Origin of the sequence: Levilactobacillus tongjiangensis (assembly GCF_003946345.1) — a bacterium.
Lineage (GTDB): Bacteria > Bacillota > Bacilli > Lactobacillales > Lactobacillaceae > Levilactobacillus > Levilactobacillus tongjiangensis.
The window spans coordinates 16114-39681 of sequence record NZ_RHNY01000016.1; the positions used below are offsets into that span (position 1 = coordinate 16114).

Sequence of the window (23568 nt, forward strand, 5' to 3'; positions counted from 1 at the left end):
CTGCTCAACAACTGAGTAGCAAGATAAGTAAATGATACCATACGTGCTGGTATTTGAGGTGGGCCCTTTATGATGAGTCAGTTTTCTGTGAATAGGAAGTGAAACCAATGGGTAATCCGGTTATGGCATGACATGGTTTAGATTGCACTGCATAGGGCTAGAAACCTTATCGATAGTTACGATACCGCTTTCATAGCTAAATAAATGATGCAGATTCTATGTGCCAGTTTGGTGCTACATGCTAGACTCAAAAGGCAGGAGGGGATGTAGATGAAAAAATACAGTCAATGGATTGTTGGATTTGCCATTATTTTGGGTATCTTCAATGTAACCGATACGAATGCTCATGCTAGTCACAATTATTCAGCACGCCGGTCAAATTCAGTAAAACTTGTGTGGCGTAAAACAATGGGCAAACATACCCTGATGACTAAGAGCGGTACCCTCTATTCAAAACATCTTGGTAGCAAGCGTTCTTATGGTCATGCTTTGATCAATCAGGCAGTCGTTACCACTGGTCATGAAAAGTTATATCGCAAAGCCAAGAAAAATTTTGCGGTCTATTATCGTGTGGTTAGTGTAGACGGCCGATATTCTGGATGGATTTGGCGGGGGTACCTGACCAAGAAATCAGGAAACGTTCCTTCAAGCGCACAACCTGTCACGTCTAAACCAATCTCAACGAATTTCATTGTACCTAAAAAATCAAAAGATCATAATTATCAGGATAGTCAGAAATTTACGAAGTTAGTTTCAGAACAAATGCACCGAGACGGGTATCGTCAAAGTCAGAACTTATCAGCAATTTACACGGCTGCCTTGTCGGATCTTGACGATTGGACCGGTACTTTGACGAAATCAATTTTGACTAGTGGATTTGGGGAAGAGGCAGGACCGCTTAAGTTACAGCCCAAAGATTTACACTTTACTTATTCAGCGACTGGCGGAAAGGTTGGTAGTGATACAGCCACACCAATGCTTGATAGCTGGAACCAACCAGTAATTGAACGTGTATTACATACCTCTGGTTTCAACTCGAATACGGGGGAGACCGGCACTTTAGTCAATGATTTAGCTAAGTATTTGGAAAAAGAACTCAATACGCATCGTGCCAAGAATTTCTATTTGGTTGCCGCAATTGGTTATCCGGGAAGTCTAATGGACGCCGGTTGGCCCGACACTTCAGGATTTGGAATCAGTTTTCATTTTCTATACAGCAGGGTAGCAGATGGTAAGTGATAGGTATTGCACAAAAAAAGCCTTCAAGCTAGGGTGATTCCTAACCTGAAGGCAGTGGTAGTCATGAAATTTTAAACGCTTAACTTATTTATAGAGGCTGATACTGGTGCTCTTTTTGACATGCTTGAAGTTAGAAACTTCAATATGATGCTTTGAGACGCGCTTGATGTACAGGTTGCCACGCTTCTTGGAATAGACTGGCTCATAACCATTGATTTTGTAGACGTGATGGCCTAGATACTTAAATTTAGTGTTATTCAAATACGTGGGGTCATTGGCCTGGAAATGGTAATAGTTTTTGCCAATTTTAGCCTGGCTATGGAAAATTTTATCGTGATGAGCGCGCCAAGTACCTCTGAGTTTCTTGGCCATGCCCCAATGCCAAGCTGATGCATTAGCTTGAGTCAGGGGTAATGCAGGTAATGCTAGTGATAAGCCGACAATTGCCAATGCGATTGGTTTCGTAATGCTTTTCATTATGTAATTCCTCCTCCGGAAATGACAGCTTTTTGAGACATCAGTCTTTGGTCCAGTTGCGTTTATGAAAATTCCAATAAAAATAGCCTGCCTACGCAGGCTATTACCGATCATTTATTTCTTGTTACCACTTTGTTTGTGAGCGGCTACTGCCAGTTCTGGGAACCAAATAGCAATTTCGTGGTGAGCATTTTCACGACTGTCTGAAGTATGGATGATATTCCGCAGAATGCCATCGGGATATTCGTGGGCAAAGTCACCCCGAATTGTGCCTGGCTGGGCATCGTTGGTCCGGGTCTTACCAGCCAAATTATGGACCGCCTTTACAACGTCGGTCCCAGTTACAATGATAGCAACGAGTGGGCCTTCCTTCATGTAGGTTTCAATTTCATGGAAGTAGGGCTTCTCAACCTGCTCTCGATAGTGTTGTCTTAATTGTTCGTCAGTTGCGTTGACAACCTTTAATGCAGAAATCTGGAATCGCTTACGTTCGAACCGAGAAATAATTTCACCAATATGACCTTCGGCAACGCCGTCGGGTTTAACTAATACTAAAGTCTTTTCAGAATTTGCCATGGTAGAAACCTCCTTGATTTTAGAACAACTCACAATTGCTCAGTGTCTAACAAGTTGTTACCCTAAATTGTAGAAGAAGCACGGTCTGCCGTCAACTAAGTTCTGATAAAAAAAGCGCTAATCATTAAAAAATAATCAGCGCAATAATATTTAAGCGGGATCACCCATGATCATCCAGAGAATTAAATAGACAATTAGACCCGGAAACATTGGTGTGATGGTTAAAACGACGAAGAGTAACCGAGCAACGCCGACGTTCCAGTCGAAGTGCTCCGCTAGACCGCCAATTACTCCAGCAAATACTTGGTTTGAACGGGAACGATGAATATTCTTCATGCAAATACCTCCCTAGATTAAGATTGGAAATCAATCCGATTGAAGAAGTCAACGTGGACATCATCATCTGTGATTTCGAGTTTAGTAATACTGCCATTGATGGTTGGAATACCTTCGTCCAATTTTGGCGCATATCGATCAACAATGGATCGAATCGTCATTCCATGGGAGACCACTAGGACTGATTCGCCATCCTTGGTGTTGGCTCGGAGCTTATCAAAGCCACGGTCGAGTCGTTTCCAGAACATGGCGTCGTCTTCAGCATCTTCGTACAGGTCAGCCTTCCGAATCAGGTCACGGGCCCGTTCAAGTCCATATTTGCCCAAAATATCGGATTCAGAGGTCAAATTGACCTGGGCACCGACAAATTGCCACATTTGGTTGCCGTCATTGCCTTCGAAGTAACCAAAGCATTGTTCCCGAAATTCAGGATACTGGTAGGAAACGATGTTGACGTTGTCTTGGTTTTGCCGTAAGGCTAATCGAGACGTTTCAATGGTGCGACCTGAATCACTGCTGTAGGCAGCTGCGAGTTTGACGTTACTGAGTTGTTTCCCCGCACGAACCGCATCCGCGCGGCCCTTTTCAGTCAGTGGTGAGTCAACCCAACCCTGAACCTTATTGTAGTGATTCAGCATGGTCTGACCGTGACGAACAAAATAAGCGGTAAACTTTTTCATAAATGAATGCCCCTTTTCGTTGACTCCATTATTGTTACGTCCTTAGTATAGCAAGCTCTATGAAAGAACGCGACGGTTTTACTCGATAAATTAAGGCCGGAAACTATTTCAGGTGATTTCAACAGTTATTTTTCCGGATGCGTGCTAAAGTAAAGGGCAATAGGAGATGATGCGTATGAGTACTGAAAGTAGTTATCGGTATACGGGAGAGCGGTCAGTTGACCTCTCTCAGCTAGCAACTAAAGCTAGTCGCGTTCCTGAGGCAAGTGTCATCAACAATGCCATAGAGGCTAACGTAGCCGCGTTGAGTGACCTGCAAAGTCGACTTTACTCGCAACAACAGGCGGGGGTCATCATTATTTTACAGGGGATGGATACAGCTGGTAAGGATGGTTTGATTCGACACGTATTTAGCGGATTAAATCCAGCTGGAACAAGTGTGGTGAGTTTTAAGCAACCGACCCATCTTCAATTAGATCATGATTTCCTATGGCGAATTAATCAGGAATTGCCCAGACGAGGGGAGATTCGCGTATTTAACCGCTCACAGTACGAGGACGTTCTGATTAGCCGCGTTCATCCGGAAATCGTTTTGAGTCAGAATCTTCCCGGAATTACGAAATTAGCAGATGTTGATGATCGGTTCTTTGCAAAACGCTATAGTGATTTACGAAATTACGAAAAGTATTTACGTCACCAAGGTTTTGTGACGATTAAATTCTTCCTTCACCTATCTAAGGAGGAACAGACCAAACGGTTTGAACGACGAATCGAAATTCCCAACAAGAATTGGAAGTTCTCGCCCAGTGATATGACCGAACGGGCTTTCTGGCAAGACTATCAAATTGCCTATACCAAGATGCTGGAACATACGGCTACTAAAAAGCAACCATGGTACCTGATTCCGGCCGATGATAAGGCAGTAGCCCGGTTGATTGTTTCCAATATTCTGGTTGAACGATTGCAGGAATTAAATCCAAGTTATCCAGTTGTGAGTGCATCCGAACAAGAAAAGCTTAAAACTATCTTGAGACAACTAAAAGAAGGAGAATTGTAATAGACAATTTGCTATGTGTCAGGAAATTATCAACTTTTTTTATCCAACGCAATTGTATATAGCAATCGTCTCAAATTTGCCCTCACCAGTCACAAAATGGTACAGTAGTTTCATTAATTAGTGAGGGCTTAGCCTCAAGGAGGAAATACAACATGACGGTGACGGTTGGTATTGATAAGATGGGGTTTTATACGCCAGGAATGTACCTAGACATGACAGATTTAGCCCATGCACGGCATGACGATCCTAATAAATACTTGATTGGGATTGGCCAGTCCAAGCAGGCAGTAATTCCGCCAACCCAGGACGTTGTGACCATGGCTGCAAACGCTGCAAGTCAGTTTATGACCCCAGAAATTAAACAAAGCATTGCGATGGTGTTGTTTGGAACCGAATCGGGTATCGACAATTCAAAGGCGACGGCCGTTTATTTGGCGCATCTTTTGGATTTGCCACAAACGACCCGAGCGGTGGAAATCAAACAGGCCTGTTATGGCGCAACTGCGGGACTACAACTTGCGGCAGATTATGTTCGCGTTCATCCCGAAGCCAAGGTATTGGTCGTTGGTGCTGATATTGCCCGATATGGGTTACGAACGGCCGGTGAGGTCACGCAAGGTGGCGGTGCAGTGGCATTCTTAGTGACAGCTAATCCGCAAATTTTAGCACTTGATGAAGTCAGCAGTTACCACACTGAAGACGTTATGGACTTCTGGCGGCCGGTTTATCGGACGGAAGCTCTAGTCGATGGTAAGTATTCAACGAACGTTTACTTAGACTTCTTTAAGACGGTGTGGACAGAGTATCAACGACAAACGTCCCGTAAAATTGCTGATTTTGATGCGTTTGTTTTCCATATTCCGTTTACCAAGATGGGGCGCAAAGGGTTGCGGCAGATTTTGCCAGAAGCCACGCCAACTCATCAAGCTGAGCTGACCGCAGCTTTTGAAGCCAGTCAGGAAGATAATCGTAACGTTGGGAATTTGTATACTGGGTCTTTGTACTTAAGTTTTCTATCACTTCTCCGGCACGGGGATTTAAGTGCAGGCAAGCAAATTGGTTTCTTTAGTTATGGTTCTGGTGCGGAGGGTGAATTCTTCAGTGGCAAGATTCAACCTGATTATCAGCAGGGCTACGACGAATCAGCAATCAGTCAACTGTTGACTAAACGGCGGCGGGTTTCCGTAGCCGAATATGAAGAGATTTTTAATCAGCGCCTCGATACAATTGGTAGTGATCAGCGGTTGCCGGTCGATGAAGAGTCAGCCCAATACTATTTAGCCGGTCGGTTGAATGAGCAGCGTCAATATAGAATTCAAAAATAAAAGGACGCCCACAAGGCGTCCTTTTGCAATTATTCAAATTCATTCTTGGTAACGTAGCCATCTTTGAAGACGAGCACGGGTGATTGTCCTTTTAGACCAAGGGTCAATGAGTAACCCTTACCTAATGCCTTTTCTAAGGATTGACTGGTTTGCGTAAAATTGCTGACAAACTTAGGCCATTTGGCTTGTTTGGCCTGACTGGGGTCCTTTTCCAAGGCCTTGATGGTCTTCACCAGGTCCGAGTTTGTAATGGTCAAGACGTACGTTTTAGTTTTTGGATTAAACGTAACTGGTCCTAGCTTGTGTAATGATTTATTGAGTTGCTTCCGCACAGTCTCTTCATTTTGAGACTGACTGGTTGTGCTACTGGATGAAGTGAAGGGGTGACTAGAGGCTAGGCTAGCGCTCTTACTTGAACTTTCAGCGCTCGAAGACTGGTGATTGTTTGACCAGTAAGGAAGCTTCCAAATTGAGACACCCGTTAAGACCAACGCAATTGCTAAAACAATGGCTGACCCGATAGGTGAATCATGGTGCTGGATGGCAGTAGCCATTGAAAAAATGGCAATGACTGCCAAAAAAATACCAAAAATAACAAAACCAAGAATCATAGGTGAATCCCCCCAAGTTACGTGTCTTAAGCTAAGTATAGCATGAAATAATTATTGTTTGAATGGTTGGTCAACCATTTGTAAAAAGTCGAATAATAAAGCAAGTAATCTTTTAATTTTTGAATAATGTGAATTATAACCGAATATTAATTTTAAATAGGTCGCCAACCGTTAGCTTTTACAGTATAATAGGGCTATTCGAGAGAGAAATGAGGAGATTAGTGTGACTAGTGTATATTTAGCAGGACCATTCTTTGATGACGAACAAATTGCCCGCATCGAACGGGTGGAAAAAGCCTTAGCAGCTAACCCACGCGTAGCGAATGTCTTTAGTCCCCGGTTGAGTGAAATCCCTGGGCTAACTATGGGAACCCCTGAATGGGCCACACAGACCTTTGAAATGGATGTGCATCAAATTGATCAGGCCGACGTTGTTGTGGCTTTGGTAGATTTCGTAGGGGACCAGGTAGACTCTGGGACGGCCTTTGAAATTGGATACGCCTTCCACAGTAAGAAACCAGTCGTCATTCTGCATGAAAAGGACACCATTCTGAATTTGATGATTGCCGAAGGTTTGCATGCCTACTTACGAGAAGCGGAATCCCTAGCCGCATACGATTTCTCTACGCTGCCCGAGAGTCACTATTCAGGAAAAGTTATCTAAGAACGTCGTTTAAGTATCAGAACTGAAAAATAAAAAAGAGGCCGAGATATCATATCTCGACCTCTTTTATTTTACAAAAGATTAGTGAACGTCATCGCGGAAGAGACCCACGACTCGGCCCAAGATGCTAACGTGATTTAAGATGATTGGCGCCATTGTGTCATTTTCAGGTTGGAGCCGGAAATGGTCGGCCTCTTTGAAGAAACGCTTGCAGGTTGCTTCGTTATCCTCAGTCATCGCAATGACGATATCCCCATTGTCAGCCGACTGTTGTCGACGAACAATCACTTGATCACCATTTAAAATACCAATGTTGATCATACTTTCGCCACGAATCGTCAACATAAACAGTTGATCATCATCGTTTTCAAATTCTGGGGGAACCGGGAAGTAATCAGTTGCTTCCTGGACAGCCAAGATTGGTTCACCAGCCGTAACCGTTCCTAGAACAGGAATCTTAGTCTGCTGTTCGTGAACACCCAGTTCTTCCAAACCCGCCGCTGTGACTTCCAAAGCCCGGGGCTTCGTTGGATCCTTAGTCAAGAGACCCTTCTTTTCCAGACGGGCGATGTGACCATGGACCGTAGAGGTTGAAGAGAGAGCTACGGCTTCACCAATTTCGCGGACAGTTGGTGGATATCCTTTTTCATTGACTCGTTCCCAGATGAAACGAAGAACGGCCATTTGTTTGCTTTCTGATGCTTTACTCATCGTTACTGCCACCTCGTTCGTCGTTCGATTTATAGTTTAGTTAGAGTGTAGCATAGGTGGCGAACATTTTCAAACAGATGTTCGGTTAAATCGGTTGAAATCTGAAAATAACCCTGATATGATAGGTCATGGCTTGAAAACAAGCGGTACGACCCGCTACAATGGGTCAAGTAAATAAAGGAGGTTTGTTCATGGCAGAACCAACGATGGACACCTTATTAGTCCGAATCAATGAACTCGCCCACAAAGCGAAGGGCGAAGGACTCACACCTGCTGAAACAGCAGAACGGGCCAAGTTACGTAAACAGTATCTTAAACTGTTTAGAGCAAGCTTTAAGAGCCAGGTTGAAATGATGCAAGTCTACAACGACCAAGGCGAAGAAGTGACCCCTGAAAAAGTTCGAGAAGTTCAGCGGAAAAAGGGTTTACGGGACGATTAATTAGGAAAGCGACTCCCAATTAGGGATTCGCTCTTTTAATTTGCGTTAAATTTGTGTAAAATTGTGTATTGAATGACGTTTCGAAGAAGGAGGGGAATCGATTTGCACACTTGGATATGGATCTTAATCCTCATCGTGGTCGCTTTGGCCAGTGCTGCCGCAGGTTTCTACGGTGCCCGTAAGTACATGGAAAACTACTTGAAGAAGAATCCACCGATCAACGAAGATCAATTACGAGCAATGATGTTACAGATGGGGCAAAAGCCTTCACAGCGTAAGTTACATCAAATGATGAACGCGATGCAACAAAACGCGAACAAAAAGTAGGGGTCACCTTACTTCCGAGACTCACCACCGTTTTCAGCGGAGGTGAGTCTTTTTTGTTGTATTTTATGAAAATATCTGTAAACTATATTAGTCTGTGCTATATTTTAATCATATTCTAATTTTTGAGGAGGGATGTTCGTGAGTATTTTTAAGAAACTTGCCTGGTACTTTCGCCTAGAATGGCGGCGTTACCTGATGGGCGTGCTCGGCCTATTATTGACGGCCATCATTGCAATTGTACCCCCCAGAATCATCGGGAACATGGTGGACGGCATTCACGGGCAGACCATGACGGGACGGCTGCTCATGATCGATCTACTATGGGTCACGCTAGCAGCGCTCGCCCAGTACGGGACCCGTTATATTTGGCGGAACGCCATTTGGGGCGGTGCCGCACGACTTGAACAGTTACTGCGGGACCGGTTATTTGGCCATTTCATGAAGATGGACCGAGTCTTCTACCAAAAGTATCGGACTGGAGATCTCATGGCGCACGCAACCAACGACTTGGAAGCCATTCAACGGGTTGCTGGTGGGGGAATTCTCCAGTTTGCCGACGCCATCATCACTGGTGGGACCACGTTGATTGCCATGATGACATTGATCGACTGGCGGTTGACACTGCTGGCCATCGTTCCATTCCCGTTTTTAGCCCTGATCTCGTGGTACCTGGGTCAGAAGATCCACCGGGCCTTTGGTGCCTCTCAAGCGGCTTTTTCCCGGTTGAACAACAAGGCACAAGAAAGTATCAGTGGCATCAAGGTTATCAAAGCCCTGGGCCAGGAAGATGCTGACGTGGCGGACTTTGACTCTCAGGTCGACCGCACCATTCAAATCAATCGCCGCGTCAACCGGCTGGATTCACTATTTGATCCCGCCATTACGCTGGTGATCTCATTGTCCTACGTGGCAACCATTGTTTTAGGCGGTCTCTTTGTGAACCATCAAATCATCACGATTGGGAACCTGGTGTCGTTCATCAGTTACCTGGCCATGATGGTTTGGCCAATGTTTGCCGTCGGGATGTTGTTTAACACGATGGAACGGGGTAACGCCAGTTATGACCGGGTCATGGAGCTGTTGAATCAGCGGACTCACATCATTGATAAGTCGAATGGCTTACAACAACGGCCTACGGGGGCCCTCAGCTATCACGTAAATCGGTTTGACTACCCCGATGACGCAGGTGCCAGCTTGAAACAGATCGATTTCGAGTTACCCGCTGGCCACACGTTAGGAATCGTTGGTCGGGTTGGTGCTGGGAAGTCAACGATCATGAAGTTGATTCTACGGGAGTTTGATACGTACGCCGGTGAAATTGACTTTGGGGGTCACCCCATTAAGGATTACGCGCTGGATAGTTATCTGCCAGCCATCGGGTACGTGCCACAAGAAAGCTTCCTATTTTCATCGAACATTTTCGAGAATATTCGTTTTGCCCAACCAGATGCCACGCAGGAACAGGTGGAAGCCGCGGCTGCCAAGAGCGATTTGGCTGGCCAAATTAGTAAGTTACCCGCTGGCTACGATACAGAGGTCGGTGAAGAGGGGATTTCGCTTTCCGGTGGTCAACGACAACGGTTAGCCATCGCCCGGGCCTTGTTGATCAATCCCGAGTTATTGATTTTGGATGACGCGTTGTCGGCCGTCGATGCTGAAACGGAAGCCGAAATTCTGGCCAACCTGAAGGCAGAACGGGCCAACAAGACGACGATTATTTCTGCTCACCGGTTGAGTTCCGTCATGAATGCCGATGAGATTCTGGTCTTAGACCACGGTGCCGTCGTTGAACGGGGGACTCACGCTGAGTTGATGGCCACCCACGGTTGGTATCAACGGATGTTCGTCCAGCAACAATTAGAGACGCAAGTGAAGGGAGGCGTTAGCGATGGCAGATAATCAACATCAATCCGCGTGGGCGCACAGTATGTCCACCAAGGAACAGTTGACGGTCATCAAACGGTTGTTTAAGTTTGCCGCCCCATACAAGTGGTTCTTCATTGGTTCAGTTGTTCTGTCGGCAGTGATCAGTGCCGTTAACGTCTTCCTGCCGTGGCTCCTCCAGGTCTACATGGACCGGTACCTGCGGACGGATAATGCCACGGTGGCCATCATGTGGATGTTTGCTGGTCTTTACCTGATGGGGATGGTTTTCAAAGCTCTCTTCCAATTCTGGCAAAATTACACCAGTACGATGGGGGCCGAGTACATGCTGGAAAATGTCCGGCGGAAGCTTTTTAAGGACCTTCATGGTAAGGGCATGCGCTACTTTGATCAGACCCCGGGGGGCTCGATTCTATCTCGGTTGATGAACGATACCATGACCTTTTCTAACTTCTGGGCACTGTTTAACACCCTGGTGCTGGCGTTGTTTGCGGTGATTTCTTCTTTCATCGCGATGTACGCCACGGACGTAAAGGTAGCCTTGTGGACGCTGGTACTGGTCCCGTTCTTAGCGTTGACCATCTGGTACTACCAACGGTTCAGTTCAAAGGTTTACCGGCGAATGCGGGAACGGTTGAGTGAGCTGAACACTAAGCTGGCAGAAGCGATTACGGGAATCAGTGTCATTCAAGAGTTCCGTCAAGAAAAGCGGACGGCTGGTAATTTCAAAAAGACCAACCAGGCCTATTACGGGACGCGACGTGACATGATTCGAACTAACTCGTTATTGTTGAGTCCCATCATTAATTTGTTCTACGCGCTCGGCACGGTAATTGTGCTGGGGATGTTCGGGATTCGGGGGCTACACGAAGTCGTGGCTGCCGGGGTGATTTACGCATTTATTACGTACCTGAACAACTTTTACAGTCCCATGAGCAATATGATGGATAACTTGAGTGATTTTCAAAATGGAATGGTCGCTGGTTCCCGAGTCTTGCGGATCTTAGACGACCAAACGCTTGCGCCACAACAACACCCCGTGGCGGATGCTAAAATTACCGAGGGGAAAGTGGAATTTCGTCACGTGACCTTTGCTTATGATAAAGAACATCCAGTTCTGCGTGACGTTTCTTTCGTGGCGGAACCCGGCCAGACCGTGGCCCTGGTTGGGCAAACGGGTTCTGGGAAGACTTCCACGATTAACGTGTTAATGCGGTTCTATGAATTTCAAGCTGGTGAAGTCTTGATCGATGATCGAGATATTCGCGACTATCCTGCGGAAGAATTGCGGTCAAAATTAGGACTGGTTCTACAGGAACCCCAACTTTTTTACGGGGACATTCAAACCAATATCCGCATGTTTAATCCAAACATTTCGGACGAACAGGTTGAACGGGCAGCGCACTTTGTTCAGGCGGATGATTTTATTGATCAATTACCGAAAGGCTACGAAACGCCCGTTTTGGAACGGGGAACTGAATACTCTGCTGGTCAACGGCAATTGATTACCTTTGCCCGGACGGTGGTCACTGATCCTAAAATTCTAATCCTGGACGAAGCCACCGCCAACGTGGATACCGAAACCGAAACGATGATTCAAAATGGGTTAGATCGGATTCAAGAAAACCGGACCACTATTGCGATTGCCCACCGACTATCCACGATTCAGAACGCTGATTTGATTTTAGTTCTGAACCAAGGGAAAATTGTTGAACGAGGCAATAACGATGAGCTGATGGCCAAGCACGGTTACTACTATGATATGATTCAACTGCAGAATTCAGCGCACGTTGAATAGTAGTTAACTGATTAGTGAACGGTAGCAGCACAATGAGGGGATTAGGGCGACACAAGCCGGCTGTAATCCATTAAAATTTCAACCAAAAAACCGCGACACCTTCCAATCGGAAAGTGTCGCGGTTTTTAAATGCTTAGTGTTCTTTGTTTGCTTTTTCAGCCTTTTTCTCACCAGTCACATCGACGTAGTGAAAGTTAGGATTGATCTGTTGGTCGAGTTGGTTGAAGGCGTCTTGCATCTGCCGTTCAACCGATGCCTGGCCATCGTCATCCAGCTTAAGTTTACGGTCAATCGTGATGGGGTCGCCGAAAGCTACCGTGACCCGTTTTCTGGAGAATAACCGCTTAAAGGTCAGCGGTCCCTGGTAAACGGCCGGGACTAAGGGCACCTTGGCCATCTTGGCAATTACCGCTGCCCCAGCTTTGAGCTCCTGAGAGTGTCGTGAACCGGAAGGGAAGATGATCAACGAAATATCTCCCTGGCGAAGCATTCGGACCGGTGTCTTAATGGCTGAAGGCCCCGGATGCTCACGATTTACTGGAAAACCATTGACATGGTGGAGCAGCCATCGGAAAATGGAACCTTGAAAGAGTTCTTCCTTTGCCATGAAACCGAACTTACGGGGACTGGCCGCCAACGCAAAGTAGACGGGATCGAACCAGGTTCGGTGGGGACCCACCAAGATGTAGGGACCCTCTGGTAACTTTTCGCGGTTGAGGTATTTGGCCTTGCCGTTCACAATGAACAGAATGACGCGAATAACGTTCCGCAGAAACGAATAAAACATGTGTCTTGCTCCTCTCGCAGTGACTCTATTGCATCTAGTATGCAAAAAAATGGCCTGGGTTGCAAGCAATCTCTGTAAAAATTGAAAGAAGGTAGCGTTCCGTGTCCACCCCTGAATTACGAGCTGATGAACGAATTGACCAGCTATATAGTCAAGATATCCAAATTATTCAAAGTCCTGAAGTTTTTGCTTTCTCTCTCGATGCCGTTTTATTGGCGGACTTTGCTAAGCTACCGGTCCGTGCGACTAGTCAGACCGTTGACCTGTGTGCTGGTAACGGGGCCGTCGGTTTATTTATGAGCCATCAAACCCGCGGACAGATTGCTGAGGTGGAAATTCAACCACGATTAGCTGACATGGCCCGGCGAAGTATTGCCTTGAACCAGTTAGCCCAACAAATGACTGTCTTCGAGGGTGATTTAGCCGACGTTAACCAGTGGATTCCCAAGGATTCGGTGGACGTCGTGACCTGTAACCCACCGTATTTTGAAGATTTGCCGGATAGTCAGAAGAATCCAAACCAATACTTGGCCATTGCGCGACATGAAATTACGACCAACCTGGCGACTATCGTTCAGACTGCCAGTGGGCTCCTCAAGATGAATGGGAAGGCTTATTTCGTTCATCGGCCGGACCGGTTACTGCAATTGTTGCAGCTGATGAGTGCGAATCGTCTGGCGCCTAAACGAATTCGACTCGTTCATCCGAAGCCAGGCAAGGAGGCCAACATGGTCTTAGTCGAGGCAATCAAGGATGGTAAGCCAGGGGGCGTCCGCTTTCCAGCACCTATTACGGTTTATGATGCCCAGGGCCATTACACGCCGGAAGTGGGGGCGCTGCTCTATGGTAACCGATAAATTTTACTACTTTTATGTCCTGCTCTGTGAGGACAACTCACTCTATGGTGGGTTTACCACGGACGTGGCCAAGCGGTTTGCCACGCACGTTGCTGGCAAGGGGGCTAAATACACCCGCGTTCATCACCCCTTAAAGGTCCTCTACAGTGAACAATTTACGACTAAACACGATGCCTTACACGCTGAGTGGGCTTTCAAACATCAGAGTCGGCAAAAGAAGTTGGCTTACTTAGCCGCGCATGGCGTGAGCGTTTGACTAGGCAATTATTTAACCATCATGGTATCCTGAGCGAGTGCAACAGAAAAGGGTCATAGACTCAGCTATCTAAGGAGGAACTTACTGTGAAAATTATTGCTTATGGCATCCGTGACGATGAACGACCTTACTTGGACGAATGGTCCGAAGAACAGGGCATTGCGGTCAAGGCAGTCGGAGATTTATTGGATGAAACGACTGTCGGTCTTGCTAAGGGCTATGACGGGGCAGTGGTTTATCAACAAAAGCCGTACACTGCAGCAGTTCTGGATCAATTGGCAGCTAACGGCGTCACCAACTTATCTCTGCGGAACGTGGGGGTCGATAACGTTGACGCTAACGCGGTGAAACGCAATGGGTTCAAGGTCACCAACGTGCCCGCGTATTCACCGGCAGCCATTGCCGAATTGACGGTGACCCAGTTGATGCGCTTATTACGACGGACACCAACTTTTGACCGCAAGCAGGCGCAGGGCGATTTGACCTGGGCACCGGATATTGCCGACGAGTTGAACACCATGACAGTTGGTATTGTGGCCACAGGGCGAATCGGTCGGGCAGCCATGCAAATCTATCGGGGGTTTGGTGCCAAGGTGATTGCGTACGACGTCTTCCATAATCCTGAGCTAGAAAAGCAGGGAATTTACGTGGATACACTGGACGATTTATACGCGCAAGCCGATGTGATTTCTCTACACGCACCCGCCACCAAAGAAAATGATAAGATGTTGAATGACGAAGCCTTCAGCAAGATGAAGGATGGTGTCTGGATCTTGAACCCTGCGCGGGGAGCATTGATCGATACTGATGCGTTGATTCGGGCACTAGACAGTGGCAAAGTGGCCGGGGCTGCTTTGGACGTCTACGAGGATGAAGTCGGTATTTTTAACACCGATTTCGGCAGTTTTGATGCGATTCCTGATGAACGGTTGAAAAACCTGCTGAAGCGGGAAAATGTGTTGGTAACACCGCATGTGGCGTTCTACACCCGAACTGCTGTGAAGAACATGGTGCAGTTTGCTCTAAATAACAACAAACAGTTGATTGAAACGGGCCAAGCTGAGAATGAAGTGGCGTTTTAAGGTTTCGAGGAGTTGCTGGTAGCCGCTTTTTACCTTACCGCCGCCATCACTGATAATTAGATTTGAGAAATAGAAACAGGCCTGAGATTTTTCTCAGGCCTGTTTGGGTTAGTCAGGTGTGAGGCAATTGTCAATAAAACCGACCGGCCGATATGGTCTGAGCCAGTTCGAGATAATGTGTATTTCTAAAGATAATGAGCGTCGAATAGCACTTCTAAGGTTAGGTGGATTGCTCGCAAACTAGCGTAATTATGTTGTAGTTGTTCTTAAACGTTCAACTTGATGAATGGGTTAACAAGCCATCGGTGAAGTCGATGAGCCAGTTTCAATTTATGTAGGAAACCGACATTTGTCGCAGTAATGTGCCATTTAAGCGGAGGTGGCCAGGGGCGGGGCCGGCCGTGAAAATATCGTTAGCTGGCGTACTTTGCTAGCTTACGATATGGGCGTCTTTGCAGACAGGTGGGTTTCGTGGCTTCAAAGCGAGCGGGAAGCCCGGTCTTTGGCTGAAGCGTCCCCACGGCAGGCCCCGTCCCTGGCCGCCGGAGCGCGACCAAGTTAGTGCATTTGATAGCAAACAAAAAACGACCTCCTCAATAAATTGAGAAAGTCGCGTTAATTAAGTTTCCTAAAATTCAGAAACGGCACTCAATGCCAGTAATAGATCTTGTAACTCAGAGGCGTTGCCAACAGTTTGGTCAGGAATCCACTCGCCATCTGGAATTTCCAGGTTGCGGTGATTGAACCAAAAGGCATGCCAGCCAGCTTTTTTGGCGGCCTTGACATCCATGCTGTAGCAATCACCGACGTAGGCCACTTCGCTAGCCCGCAGGCCTAAACGCCGGTTCATCATGGTAAAAATTTGAGGGTCGGGTTTTTCCACGCCAGCATCCTCTGAAGTGAGGATGGCTTCGCGGTCGATCCAGCGGTGCATCTGTAACCGCATGACTTTTGCCAATTGGTGTTGCGTTTTACCGTTGGTAATGATGCCCAATTGGAATTGGGCGTGAAGACGGTCAAGGGCCGTCTTTAAGCCGGGGAAGAGTTCAATGTGATTCAGGCCATGGGTGTAGGCTTGCTCAAAATCTAACGCTTGAGCCGTGGTCACACCCGGCAAGTTTTGTTGTTGGAGCGCGATATTTAACCGGTTAACGGCCATTTCTTCACGCGACCAGCGACCACTGGAGACCTCGGCGTAGGCTTGCATACTTTGTTGCCGATAGGACTGAAAAATTGGGTCTAGATCATAGTCAGCTGGTAACTGTAGCTGTGTCCGCAAAGCCGCTACAAACGGGGCTTTTTGGTCATAGAGCGTGTCATCGACATCGAAGACGACCGCTTTTATCATGTTCGTTCCTCCTCATGTAAGTCCTAAGCAGTTTACCACAACCAGCTTTTTTTTCCAATTTAATGCAAAACTTTCACGATTTTCCTTGTGTTAGGGCCCGCGATTTTGTATAATAACTCTCGGTGCGTATGCGCCAATTCACACCTTGCGTGATGACTGGAGGGGTGCTCGCTTGCGAGTTCTCTGGTCAAATGAGCGTGGGGGAGGAAATCAAAAACTATTTGGAGGCATTTTATCATGGCTGTTATTTCAATGAAACAACTGCTCGAAGCCGGTGTCCACTTTGGTCACCAAACCCGTCGTTGGAACCCTAAGATGAAGCAATACATCTTCACGGAACGTAACGGTATCTACATCATCGACTTGCAAAAGACGGTGAAGTTGATTGACGCTGCTTACAACTACATGAAGGACGAAGCTGCTAAAGGCGCCGTTGTTCTGTTCGTTGGTACGAAGAAGCAAGCTCAAGATTCTATCGAAGAAGAAGCTACCCGTTCTGGTCAATACTACGTTAACCACCGTTGGTTAGGTGGGACTTTGACTAACTGGGAAACCATTCAAACTCGGATCAAGCGTCTTAAGTCCTTGAAGAAGATGGCTACCGACGGTACTTTTGATGTTCTTCCTAAGAAGGAAGTTTCCTTACTTAAGAAGTCTCAAGACAAGTTGGAACGTTTCTTAGGTGGTATCGAAGACATGCCTAAGCTGCCTGACGTTATGTTTATCGTTGACCCTCGCAAGGAACAAATCGCTGTTCACGAAGCACAAAAGTTGAACATTCCGATCGTTGCCATGGTTGATACGAACACTGACCCAGACGAAATTGACGTGGTTATCCCATCTAACGATGATGCTATCCGTGCCGTTCGTCTGATCACTTCTAAGATGGCTGACGCTATCGTTGAAGGCCGTCAGGGTGAAGACCAAGTTAACGAAAAGACCTTTGAAGGCCAAAAGTCTGATGCCGCTAAGGGCGACAAGAAGACCGCTGACAACTCAATGGAAAGCATCGTTAACGCTGTCGAAGGCGACAACAAGTAATTAAATGCAAGGTAGCGGGTTAACTGCTACTTTCCAAATATAGATTTAAAGCACCTTAGGCTGGCTTAATGTTTAGGACCGATAATGGCCTGAGATTGAGTCAGTCTTTTTTGGTGAATTAGATGAAATGATAAAAGGAGGCCATTACACATGGCAAGCAAAATCACTGCGGCACAAGTAAAAGAATTACGGGACAAGACCCAAGTTGGGATGATGGATGCTAAGAAGGCTCTGGTTGCTTCTGAAGGCGACATGGACAAAGCCATCGACTTCTTACGTGAAAAGGGTATCGCTAAGGCTAAGAAGAAGAGCGGCAACGTTGCTGCTAACGGTTTAGCTCGGGTGAAGGTTGACGGTAATACCGCCGCTATCATCGAAGTGAACTCAGAAACTGACTTCGTTGCAACCAACGACACCTTCAATGGTTTAGTTGATTTAGTTGCTGACACGATTGCTGCCAAGCAACCAGCTGACTTAGACGCTGCTTTGGCTTTACCAACTGCCGATGGGTCAACTATCAACGAAGAAATCGTTAAGACGACCCAAGTTACGAGTGAAAACGTGCAATTACGTCGTTTCGCTATTGAAAAGAAGACGGACAGCCAAGTATTTGGTTCATATTTACACCAAGGTGGCCAAATTGCTGCATTAGTTGTCTTAGAAGGTGCTGATGAAGCAACTGCTAAGGATGTTGCTATGCACGTTGCTGCTATCAACCCTGAGTTCGTTTCTCGCGATGACATTCCTGCTGATCGTTTAGCACACGAACGTGAAGTTCTGAAGCAAGAAGCCTTGAACGAAGGCAAGCCTGAAAAGATCGTTGAAAAGATGGTCGAAGGTCGTTTACACAAGTTCTTGTCAGAAATCAGCTTAGCTGACCAACCATTTGTTAAAGATGGCGACCAAACTGTTAGCCAATTTGTTGCTAGCAAGGGTGGCAAGTTAGTCAAGTTCGTTCGTTACGAAGTCGGTGAAGGAATCGAAAAGCCAACGGTTGACCTGGCTAAAGAAGTTCAAGACCAAATCAACGGTTAATTTTTTGAAAGAAAGCGTAGATTCCACTTGGAAACTACGCTTTTTTTTTAGCTTCACGGGTGGTGTACCGGTCAGTGATTGGCTAACGGTGACCCACATTTCAGAAATACAGCAAGAATTGTAAGGAAAATGGGTAATTCATCGCCCGTGACTATCACTAGCCCTGGGTTTATGATAGAATTATTGTCAGAATACAATAGGAGGAAACACAATGGCGGACGTAAAGTATAAACGGATTATGCTGAAGCTCAGCGGCGAAGCTTTAGCCGGTGATAAGGGATTTGGCATTAATCCGCCAGTAATTAAAACCGTAGCGGAAGAGGTCAAGGATGTCTATAATTTGGGCATCCAAATCGCTATTGTGGTTGGTGGTGGAAACATGTGGCGTGGCGTGTCTGGTGAACAGATGGGCATGGAACGGGCCCAAGCCGACTACATTGGCATGTTAGCAACCATCATGAACGCGTTAGCACTCCAGGATAATTTGGAATCAATCGGGGTTCCAACGCGGGTTCAAACTTCTATCGAAATGCGTCAGATTGCAGAACCTTACATTCGGCGTAAGGCCATTCGTCACTTGGAAAAGGAACGGGTCGTTATCTTCGCCGGGGGGACCGGTAGCCCATACTTCTCCACGGATACGACGGCAGCACTGCGAGCAGCTGAAATTAACGCCGATGCCATCTTGATGGCTAAGAACGGGGTCGACGGTATCTACTCAGCCGATCCTAACAAGGATCCAGATGCTGTTAAGTTTGACCAACTGACACAACTAGACATTATCAACAAGGGCTTACACGTGATGGACACGACGGCAAGCTCACTTTCTATGGACAATGATATCCCATTCGTCGTTTTCAACCTGAACAAGCAAGGTAATATTCGCAAGGTTGTTGAAGGCGAAAATATCGGGACAACAGTAAGGGGTAAATAATATGGCAGATCAGATAGTTACAACTGCACAGGATAAAATGAAGAAGGCTGAGGAAGCCCTGAAGCGTGAATTGGGAACAATTCGTGCCGGTCGAGCTAACGCCAGCATCTTGAATCGGGTCATGGTCAACTACTACGGCGCCCAAACGCCATTGAATCAAGTGGCAGCCATTACGATTCCAGAACCACGGATCTTAATGGTAACGCCTTACGACAAGTCTGCTTTGGAAGACATCGAGAAGGGTATCATGGAATCCGATGTCGGGATTACACCAGCTAATGACGGAACGGCTATTCGTTTGGTCATTCCACAATTAACCGAAGAACGGCGTAAAGAAATTGCTAAGACGGTTAAGTCTAAGGCTGAAGAAGGCAAAGTCGCTGTCAGAAATGTTCGGCGCGATGCGATGGACGCTGTCAAGAAGGGCCATAAGAATGGTGACTACACTGATGACGACCTGCACAACCTGGAAGACCAAGTTCAGAAGGTTACCGACAAGGCCATCAAGGGCGTTGACGCAATTGCCGCTGACAAGGAAAAAGAAATTTTAACTGACTAAAACCAACTGAGAAGGAGCGCTTAAAAATGGCAGAAGAAAACGAAAACAACCAAGACAACATGGAAATCACCCCGGGTTCTAAGGAATTTGGGAAAATGGTCTTTCGGCTAAACAACGCGGTTAATGCTGAAAATGTTTCAGTATTGAACTACAACGGTGCCGAACTTGAACAGATTCAGGAGGGCGTGTACGCCCAACCTGCCTTTGTAAGTGATGATTTCAACTTGTTCTTTGTCATTACGCAACTGATTGGTGATGACTGGATCATTTCTTTCTCCAAGGCTACCATCGAAAATGGCAACGAAATTACTGACTTAGGCGATCCATTACCAACTGGGGAAGGCCTGAACCTCTTGGGTGAAGTTAGCGCCGAAGACGCCAACAACCTGTTGAGCTACTTTGGGACCTTAGTTGATGCCAAGCGCGGCGAATGGCGGTTAATTGAGTAAGCCGGTCAAAAACTAAATTTTTGCTCAATTTAGGGGCCGGGATAGTTTCCCGGTCCTTTTTTTGTTATGATGAGAGGTTGTAAAGACCAATGGAGGTGCGCCGTGTTTTCTTTTTTAAATAAGGATCAAACCACAGGTGAAGTTGAAGAACGGCAACTGGATGATGCCAATATTCCCGCTCACGTTGCTATTATTATGGATGGTAATGGTCGTTGGGCTCAACAACGCCATTTGCCGCGAATTGCGGGTCACAAACAAGGAATGAACACTGTCAAAACGGTTGCAAAGGCTGCTAGTGATCTTGGGGTAAAAGTCTTGACCCTGTACGCGTTTTCTACTGAAAATTGGAAACGGCCGTCAGCAGAGGTTAATTATCTGATGAAGCTGCCTGTCGACTTCTTTGGGACGTTTGTGCCCGATTTGGTGAAGAATAATATTCGGGTCAAGGTCATGGGGTACACGGACCAGTTACCGGCTGCAACGCAAAAAGCTGTCAACGATGCGATTGCGGACACTAAGGACTGCACCGGGATGGTGTTGAATTTTGCCTTGAATTATGGGGGTCGAGCAGAGATTGTCACGGCTGTTCAAAAGCTGGCCGAAGAGGTGCAAGCAGGTCAGTTGACTGCCACTGATATTGATGATGAAGCCATCGGTCGAGAATTGATGACGGCTGATTTGGATGGGTTAAGAGACCCCGACCTTTTGATTCGGACGAGTGGTGAAGAACGACTTTCTAATTTTATGCTCTGGCAGGTGGCCTACAGTGAATTTGTCTTCACTCAACAACACTGGCCAGACTTTGATCAAACGGCGCTAGAACAAGCAATTTATGAGTATCAGCAGCGTCACCGTCGTTTTGGTGGGTTAGCCACCGACAACACGAAATAAAATTGAATTGAGGAGCTTGTGAAATGAGACAACGGGTTATTACAGCAGTTGTTGCGTTGATTATCTTTATTCCCATTATCATTGCTGGGGGTATCTGGGTAGATATTGCAGCCGTTGCATTAGGATTAGTGGCGCTTTCTGAAGTGCTGATCATGCGGAAGAAACTTCTGATCAGTCCAGAGGCTTGGATTTCTGGAATTGGGATCATTGCGGTGATTGCCCCCTCAAGTTGGTGGGATTGGTTACCCAGCTATTTAAATCCTTGGTACATCGTTTACCTATTTGTCCTGCTATTATTGTTGCGGACGGTGGTTTCCAAGAACCGGTTCTCGTTCGACGATGCCGGGGTGATTACCTTAAGCATGTTATACATCGGAATTGGGTTCCACTTCTTTATTGAAGCTAGAGGCGTTGGCTTGGTCGCCTTGTTGTACGCGCTCTTCATTGTGTGGACGACGGACTCTGGTGCCTATATGATTGGGCGTAAGATTGGGAAGCATAAATTAGCCCCACATATCAGCCCTAACAAGACCTGGGAAGGTTCGATTGGGGGGACGCTGGTCGCCACCATCGTCGGGACCGTTTTCTGGTACTTTTACCCAATTGGGAACTTTAACTTGGGAATCATGATTTTACTGACGCTGATTTTCTCCGTTACCGGTCAGTTTGGCGACTTGGTTGAGTCTGCCTTGAAGCGGTATTACGGTGTTAAGGATTCTGGTAAGATCTTACCTGGCCACGGTGGTATTTTGGACCGGTTCGATAGTTTATTGTTAGTTCTTCCCGTCATTCACCTCTTTGGGTTGATCTAAGTCTAGCTGTTCGCTTGCGTCTCAGCGGGTCGTTAAGGTATGCTAGGGAGCAGGTAAAAAACAACGAACAGTACTTGAAGAAGGGACGACATCTGTGATTACGACGATTATTACCTTTATCATTGTTTTTGGGATCCTGGTAATCGTGCATGAATTTGGGCACTTTTACTTTGCCAAGCGAGGCGGTATCCTAGTTCGGGAGTTCTCTATCGGGATGGGTCCCAAATTGGTCTATCACCGGGGGAAGGACGGCACGACGTATACGTTGCGCCTCTTACCAGTTGGTGGGTACGTCCGCATGGCGGGTGCTGAAGACGACGAAGAAGAATTGAAACCTGGGACGCCTGTGAGCCTCTACGTTGGGGATGACGAGAAAGTCCAACGCATTAACACCAGTAAAAAATCGACGTTGTTCAACGGGATTCCGTTGGAAGTAACCGGGACCGATTTGGAGGAGGAACTCTGGATCGAGGGTTATGAAAACGGCGATGAGTCCGAAGTCAAACGCTATCCAGTGGCTCACGATGCCACGATTATTGAAAGTGATGGAACGGAACTACAAATTGCGCCGAAAGACGTTCAATTTCAATCCGCTTCTTTGGGCCGGCGACTGATGACCAACTTCGCTGGACCGATGAACAACATCTTTCTGGCCATCGTTGCCTACATGTTGATGGCCTTTGTGCAGGGTGGTGTGCCAATGGGCACTAACCAGGTCACAGTGGCGAGTTCACCGGTTTCGGTGGCTCAAAAGGCTGGCATTAAGACCAATGATAAAATCATGGCCGTTGATGGTAAGAAGACCAGTAGCTGGACGGATCTAAGTACCGCTATTCAGCCGCGGGCTAACAAGAAGACGACATTAACGATCAAACGGGGATCAGCGACGAAACAAATCGTGTTGAAACCGGCTGGTCAAAAGTCCAACGGGAAGACCGTCGGAATGATTGGTATTACACAGGCGCAGAATAAGCACGTTGGGGCGATTCTGGCTTCCGGCTTTACGCAGACTTGGACGATGACTAAGACGTTACTAGGAGCGCTCTGGAGCATGGTTTCCGGTCACTTTAGTTTGAACGACTTGGGTGGTCCTGTGGCCATCTTTGCGACAACCTCTCAGGCCACTAAGTTTGGGATGGTCGGCGTGCTGAACTTCTTGGCCTTCCTGTCGATCAACCTGGCAATTGTTAATTTAATCCCAATTCCAGCCCTAGATGGTGGTAAAATATTATTAAACATAATTGAGGCCATTCGGCGCAAACCTCTTTCAGAAAACGTGGAAGCAGGGATTACGCTGGTTGGGGTGGGGTTCTTAGTTCTACTGATGTTGTTAGTCACGTGGAACGATATTGAACGCTTCTTCATTCATTAACAGAATTAAGACGTCACTAG

Annotated in this window: 27 protein-coding genes; 19 read left to right on the forward strand and 8 right to left on the reverse strand. The window is 46.7% G+C overall.

All coding sequences use genetic code 11. From position 1 onward, the window contains the following. Nucleotides 1-270 precede the first annotated feature (270 nt). Nucleotides 271-1239, forward strand: coding sequence for a hypothetical protein (locus tag EKM75_RS09785; RefSeq protein ID WP_125694172.1), 969 nt, complete (start codon nt 271-273; stop codon nt 1237-1239). 84 nt (nt 1240-1323) lie between these two features. Here the strand turns inward: EKM75_RS09785 and EKM75_RS09790 are convergent, their stop codons facing one another. From EKM75_RS09790 to EKM75_RS09805, 4 genes are all read right to left on the reverse strand, one after another. Further along, nucleotides 1324-1716, reverse strand: a complete 393-nt coding sequence (locus EKM75_RS09790) for a hypothetical protein (RefSeq protein WP_125694174.1) — start codon at nt 1714-1716, stop codon at nt 1324-1326. Between the two features lie 114 nt (nt 1717-1830). Beyond that, on the reverse strand, nt 1831-2292 hold the full coding sequence (ndk, locus tag EKM75_RS09795) for a nucleoside-diphosphate kinase (RefSeq protein WP_125681048.1): 462 nt from the start codon (nt 2290-2292) through the stop codon (nt 1831-1833). Nucleotides 2293-2442: 150 nt separating this feature from the next. Continuing rightward, the gene (locus tag EKM75_RS09800; protein ID WP_125681050.1) at nt 2443-2628 is read right to left on the reverse strand and encodes a PspC domain-containing protein; all 186 of its coding nucleotides are present in this window, start codon (nt 2626-2628) and stop codon (nt 2443-2445) included. Nucleotides 2629-2645: 17 nt separating this feature from the next. Then, a complete protein-coding gene (locus EKM75_RS09805; RefSeq protein ID WP_125694176.1) occupies nt 2646-3308 on the reverse strand; it encodes a histidine phosphatase family protein in 663 nt (220 codons plus the stop codon). Between the two features lie 175 nt (nt 3309-3483). Here EKM75_RS09805 and EKM75_RS09810 point away from each other — a divergent pair, with 175 nt between their 5' ends. Both EKM75_RS09810 and EKM75_RS09815 read left to right on the forward strand, forming a co-directional pair. After that, entirely contained in the window at nt 3484-4365 is an 882-nt protein-coding gene (locus EKM75_RS09810) for a PPK2 family polyphosphate kinase (RefSeq protein WP_125694178.1), read from the forward strand. A gap of 152 nt (nt 4366-4517) precedes the next feature. Next, the gene (locus EKM75_RS09815) at nt 4518-5690 is read left to right on the forward strand and encodes a hydroxymethylglutaryl-CoA synthase (RefSeq protein ID WP_191988808.1); all 1173 of its coding nucleotides are present in this window, start codon (nt 4518-4520) and stop codon (nt 5688-5690) included. Nucleotides 5691-5719: 29 nt separating this feature from the next. On the opposite strand, the gene EKM75_RS09820 is transcribed toward EKM75_RS09815, so the two are convergent. Next, nucleotides 5720-6301, reverse strand: a complete 582-nt coding sequence (locus EKM75_RS09820) for a DUF1206 domain-containing protein (RefSeq protein ID WP_125694180.1) — start codon at nt 6299-6301, stop codon at nt 5720-5722. A gap of 223 nt (nt 6302-6524) precedes the next feature. Between EKM75_RS09820 and EKM75_RS09825 the strand changes: the two genes are divergently transcribed. Further along, nucleotides 6525-6965 (forward strand): nucleoside 2-deoxyribosyltransferase, encoded by a 441-nt coding sequence (locus EKM75_RS09825; protein WP_125694182.1) that lies wholly within the window; start codon nt 6525-6527, stop codon nt 6963-6965. Between the two features lie 81 nt (nt 6966-7046). Here EKM75_RS09825 and lexA read toward each other — a convergent pair whose 3' ends face one another. After that, complete coding sequence (gene lexA, locus EKM75_RS09830; protein ID WP_125681059.1) at nt 7047-7676, reverse strand: transcriptional repressor LexA; 630 nt, start codon at nt 7674-7676, stop codon at nt 7047-7049. Nucleotides 7677-7867: 191 nt separating this feature from the next. Here lexA and EKM75_RS09835 point away from each other — a divergent pair, with 191 nt between their 5' ends. From EKM75_RS09835 to EKM75_RS09850, 4 genes are all read left to right on the forward strand, one after another. After that, nucleotides 7868-8116: a DUF896 domain-containing protein gene (locus EKM75_RS09835; RefSeq protein WP_125681061.1), complete on the forward strand. Its 249-nt coding sequence runs from the start codon at nt 7868-7870 to the stop codon at nt 8114-8116. A 102-nt stretch (nt 8117-8218) separates the two neighbouring features. Beyond that, nucleotides 8219-8443: a YneF family protein gene (locus EKM75_RS09840; RefSeq protein WP_125681063.1), complete on the forward strand. Its 225-nt coding sequence runs from the start codon at nt 8219-8221 to the stop codon at nt 8441-8443. Between the two features lie 138 nt (nt 8444-8581). Further along, nucleotides 8582-10342: an ABC transporter ATP-binding protein gene (locus tag EKM75_RS09845; protein ID WP_125694184.1), complete on the forward strand. Its 1761-nt coding sequence runs from the start codon at nt 8582-8584 to the stop codon at nt 10340-10342. Beyond that, a complete protein-coding gene (locus EKM75_RS09850) occupies nt 10332-12125 on the forward strand; it encodes an ABC transporter ATP-binding protein (protein WP_125694186.1) in 1794 nt (597 codons plus the stop codon). The genes EKM75_RS09845 and EKM75_RS09850 overlap by 11 nt, the downstream gene beginning before the upstream one ends. 133 nt (nt 12126-12258) lie before the next feature. Here EKM75_RS09850 and EKM75_RS09855 read toward each other — a convergent pair whose 3' ends face one another. Then, nucleotides 12259-12912, reverse strand: coding sequence for a lysophospholipid acyltransferase family protein (locus tag EKM75_RS09855; protein ID WP_125694188.1), 654 nt, complete (start codon nt 12910-12912; stop codon nt 12259-12261). A 101-nt stretch (nt 12913-13013) separates the two neighbouring features. On the opposite strand from EKM75_RS09855, the gene EKM75_RS09860 reads away from it, so the two are divergent. From EKM75_RS09860 to EKM75_RS09870, 3 genes are all read left to right on the forward strand, one after another. Continuing rightward, nucleotides 13014-13769, forward strand: coding sequence for a tRNA1(Val) (adenine(37)-N6)-methyltransferase (locus tag EKM75_RS09860; RefSeq protein WP_125694190.1), 756 nt, complete (start codon nt 13014-13016; stop codon nt 13767-13769). Then, nucleotides 13756-14025 (forward strand): GIY-YIG nuclease family protein, encoded by a 270-nt coding sequence (locus tag EKM75_RS09865; RefSeq protein ID WP_125694192.1) that lies wholly within the window; start codon nt 13756-13758, stop codon nt 14023-14025. The genes EKM75_RS09860 and EKM75_RS09865 overlap by 14 nt, the downstream gene beginning before the upstream one ends. Nucleotides 14026-14111: 86 nt before the next feature. After that, a complete protein-coding gene (locus EKM75_RS09870) occupies nt 14112-15107 on the forward strand; it encodes a D-2-hydroxyacid dehydrogenase (protein WP_125694194.1) in 996 nt (331 codons plus the stop codon). A gap of 628 nt (nt 15108-15735) precedes the next feature. Here the strand turns inward: EKM75_RS09870 and EKM75_RS09875 are convergent. Then, nucleotides 15736-16455 carry an HAD family hydrolase gene (locus EKM75_RS09875; protein ID WP_125694196.1) on the reverse strand — a complete coding sequence of 240 codons (720 nt, stop codon included), beginning with the start codon at nt 16453-16455 and terminating at the stop codon, nt 15736-15738. A gap of 237 nt (nt 16456-16692) precedes the next feature. Here EKM75_RS09875 and rpsB point away from each other — a divergent pair, with 237 nt between their 5' ends. From rpsB to rseP, 8 genes are all read left to right on the forward strand, one after another. Next, on the forward strand, nt 16693-17496 hold the full coding sequence (rpsB, locus tag EKM75_RS09880; protein WP_125694198.1) for a 30S ribosomal protein S2: 804 nt from the start codon (nt 16693-16695) through the stop codon (nt 17494-17496). Between the two features lie 150 nt (nt 17497-17646). Further along, a complete protein-coding gene (tsf, locus tag EKM75_RS09885; RefSeq protein WP_125681081.1) occupies nt 17647-18531 on the forward strand; it encodes a translation elongation factor Ts in 885 nt (294 codons plus the stop codon). 211 nt (nt 18532-18742) lie between these two features. After that, entirely contained in the window at nt 18743-19465 is a 723-nt protein-coding gene (pyrH, locus tag EKM75_RS09890; RefSeq protein WP_125681083.1) for a UMP kinase, read from the forward strand. A 1-nt stretch (nt 19466) separates the two neighbouring features. Continuing rightward, on the forward strand, nt 19467-20024 hold the full coding sequence (gene frr / locus EKM75_RS09895) for a ribosome recycling factor (RefSeq protein ID WP_125694200.1): 558 nt from the start codon (nt 19467-19469) through the stop codon (nt 20022-20024). A 26-nt stretch (nt 20025-20050) separates the two neighbouring features. Continuing rightward, nucleotides 20051-20473 (forward strand): hypothetical protein, encoded by a 423-nt coding sequence (locus EKM75_RS09900; RefSeq protein WP_125694202.1) that lies wholly within the window; start codon nt 20051-20053, stop codon nt 20471-20473. A gap of 102 nt (nt 20474-20575) precedes the next feature. Beyond that, a complete protein-coding gene (locus EKM75_RS09905) occupies nt 20576-21364 on the forward strand; it encodes an isoprenyl transferase (protein ID WP_225426702.1) in 789 nt (262 codons plus the stop codon). Between the two features lie 23 nt (nt 21365-21387). Beyond that, nucleotides 21388-22176, forward strand: coding sequence for a phosphatidate cytidylyltransferase (locus EKM75_RS09910; RefSeq protein ID WP_125694206.1), 789 nt, complete (start codon nt 21388-21390; stop codon nt 22174-22176). A gap of 94 nt (nt 22177-22270) precedes the next feature. Continuing rightward, a complete protein-coding gene (gene rseP / locus EKM75_RS09915; RefSeq protein WP_125694209.1) occupies nt 22271-23548 on the forward strand; it encodes an RIP metalloprotease RseP in 1278 nt (425 codons plus the stop codon). Nucleotides 23549-23568 lie beyond the last annotated feature (20 nt).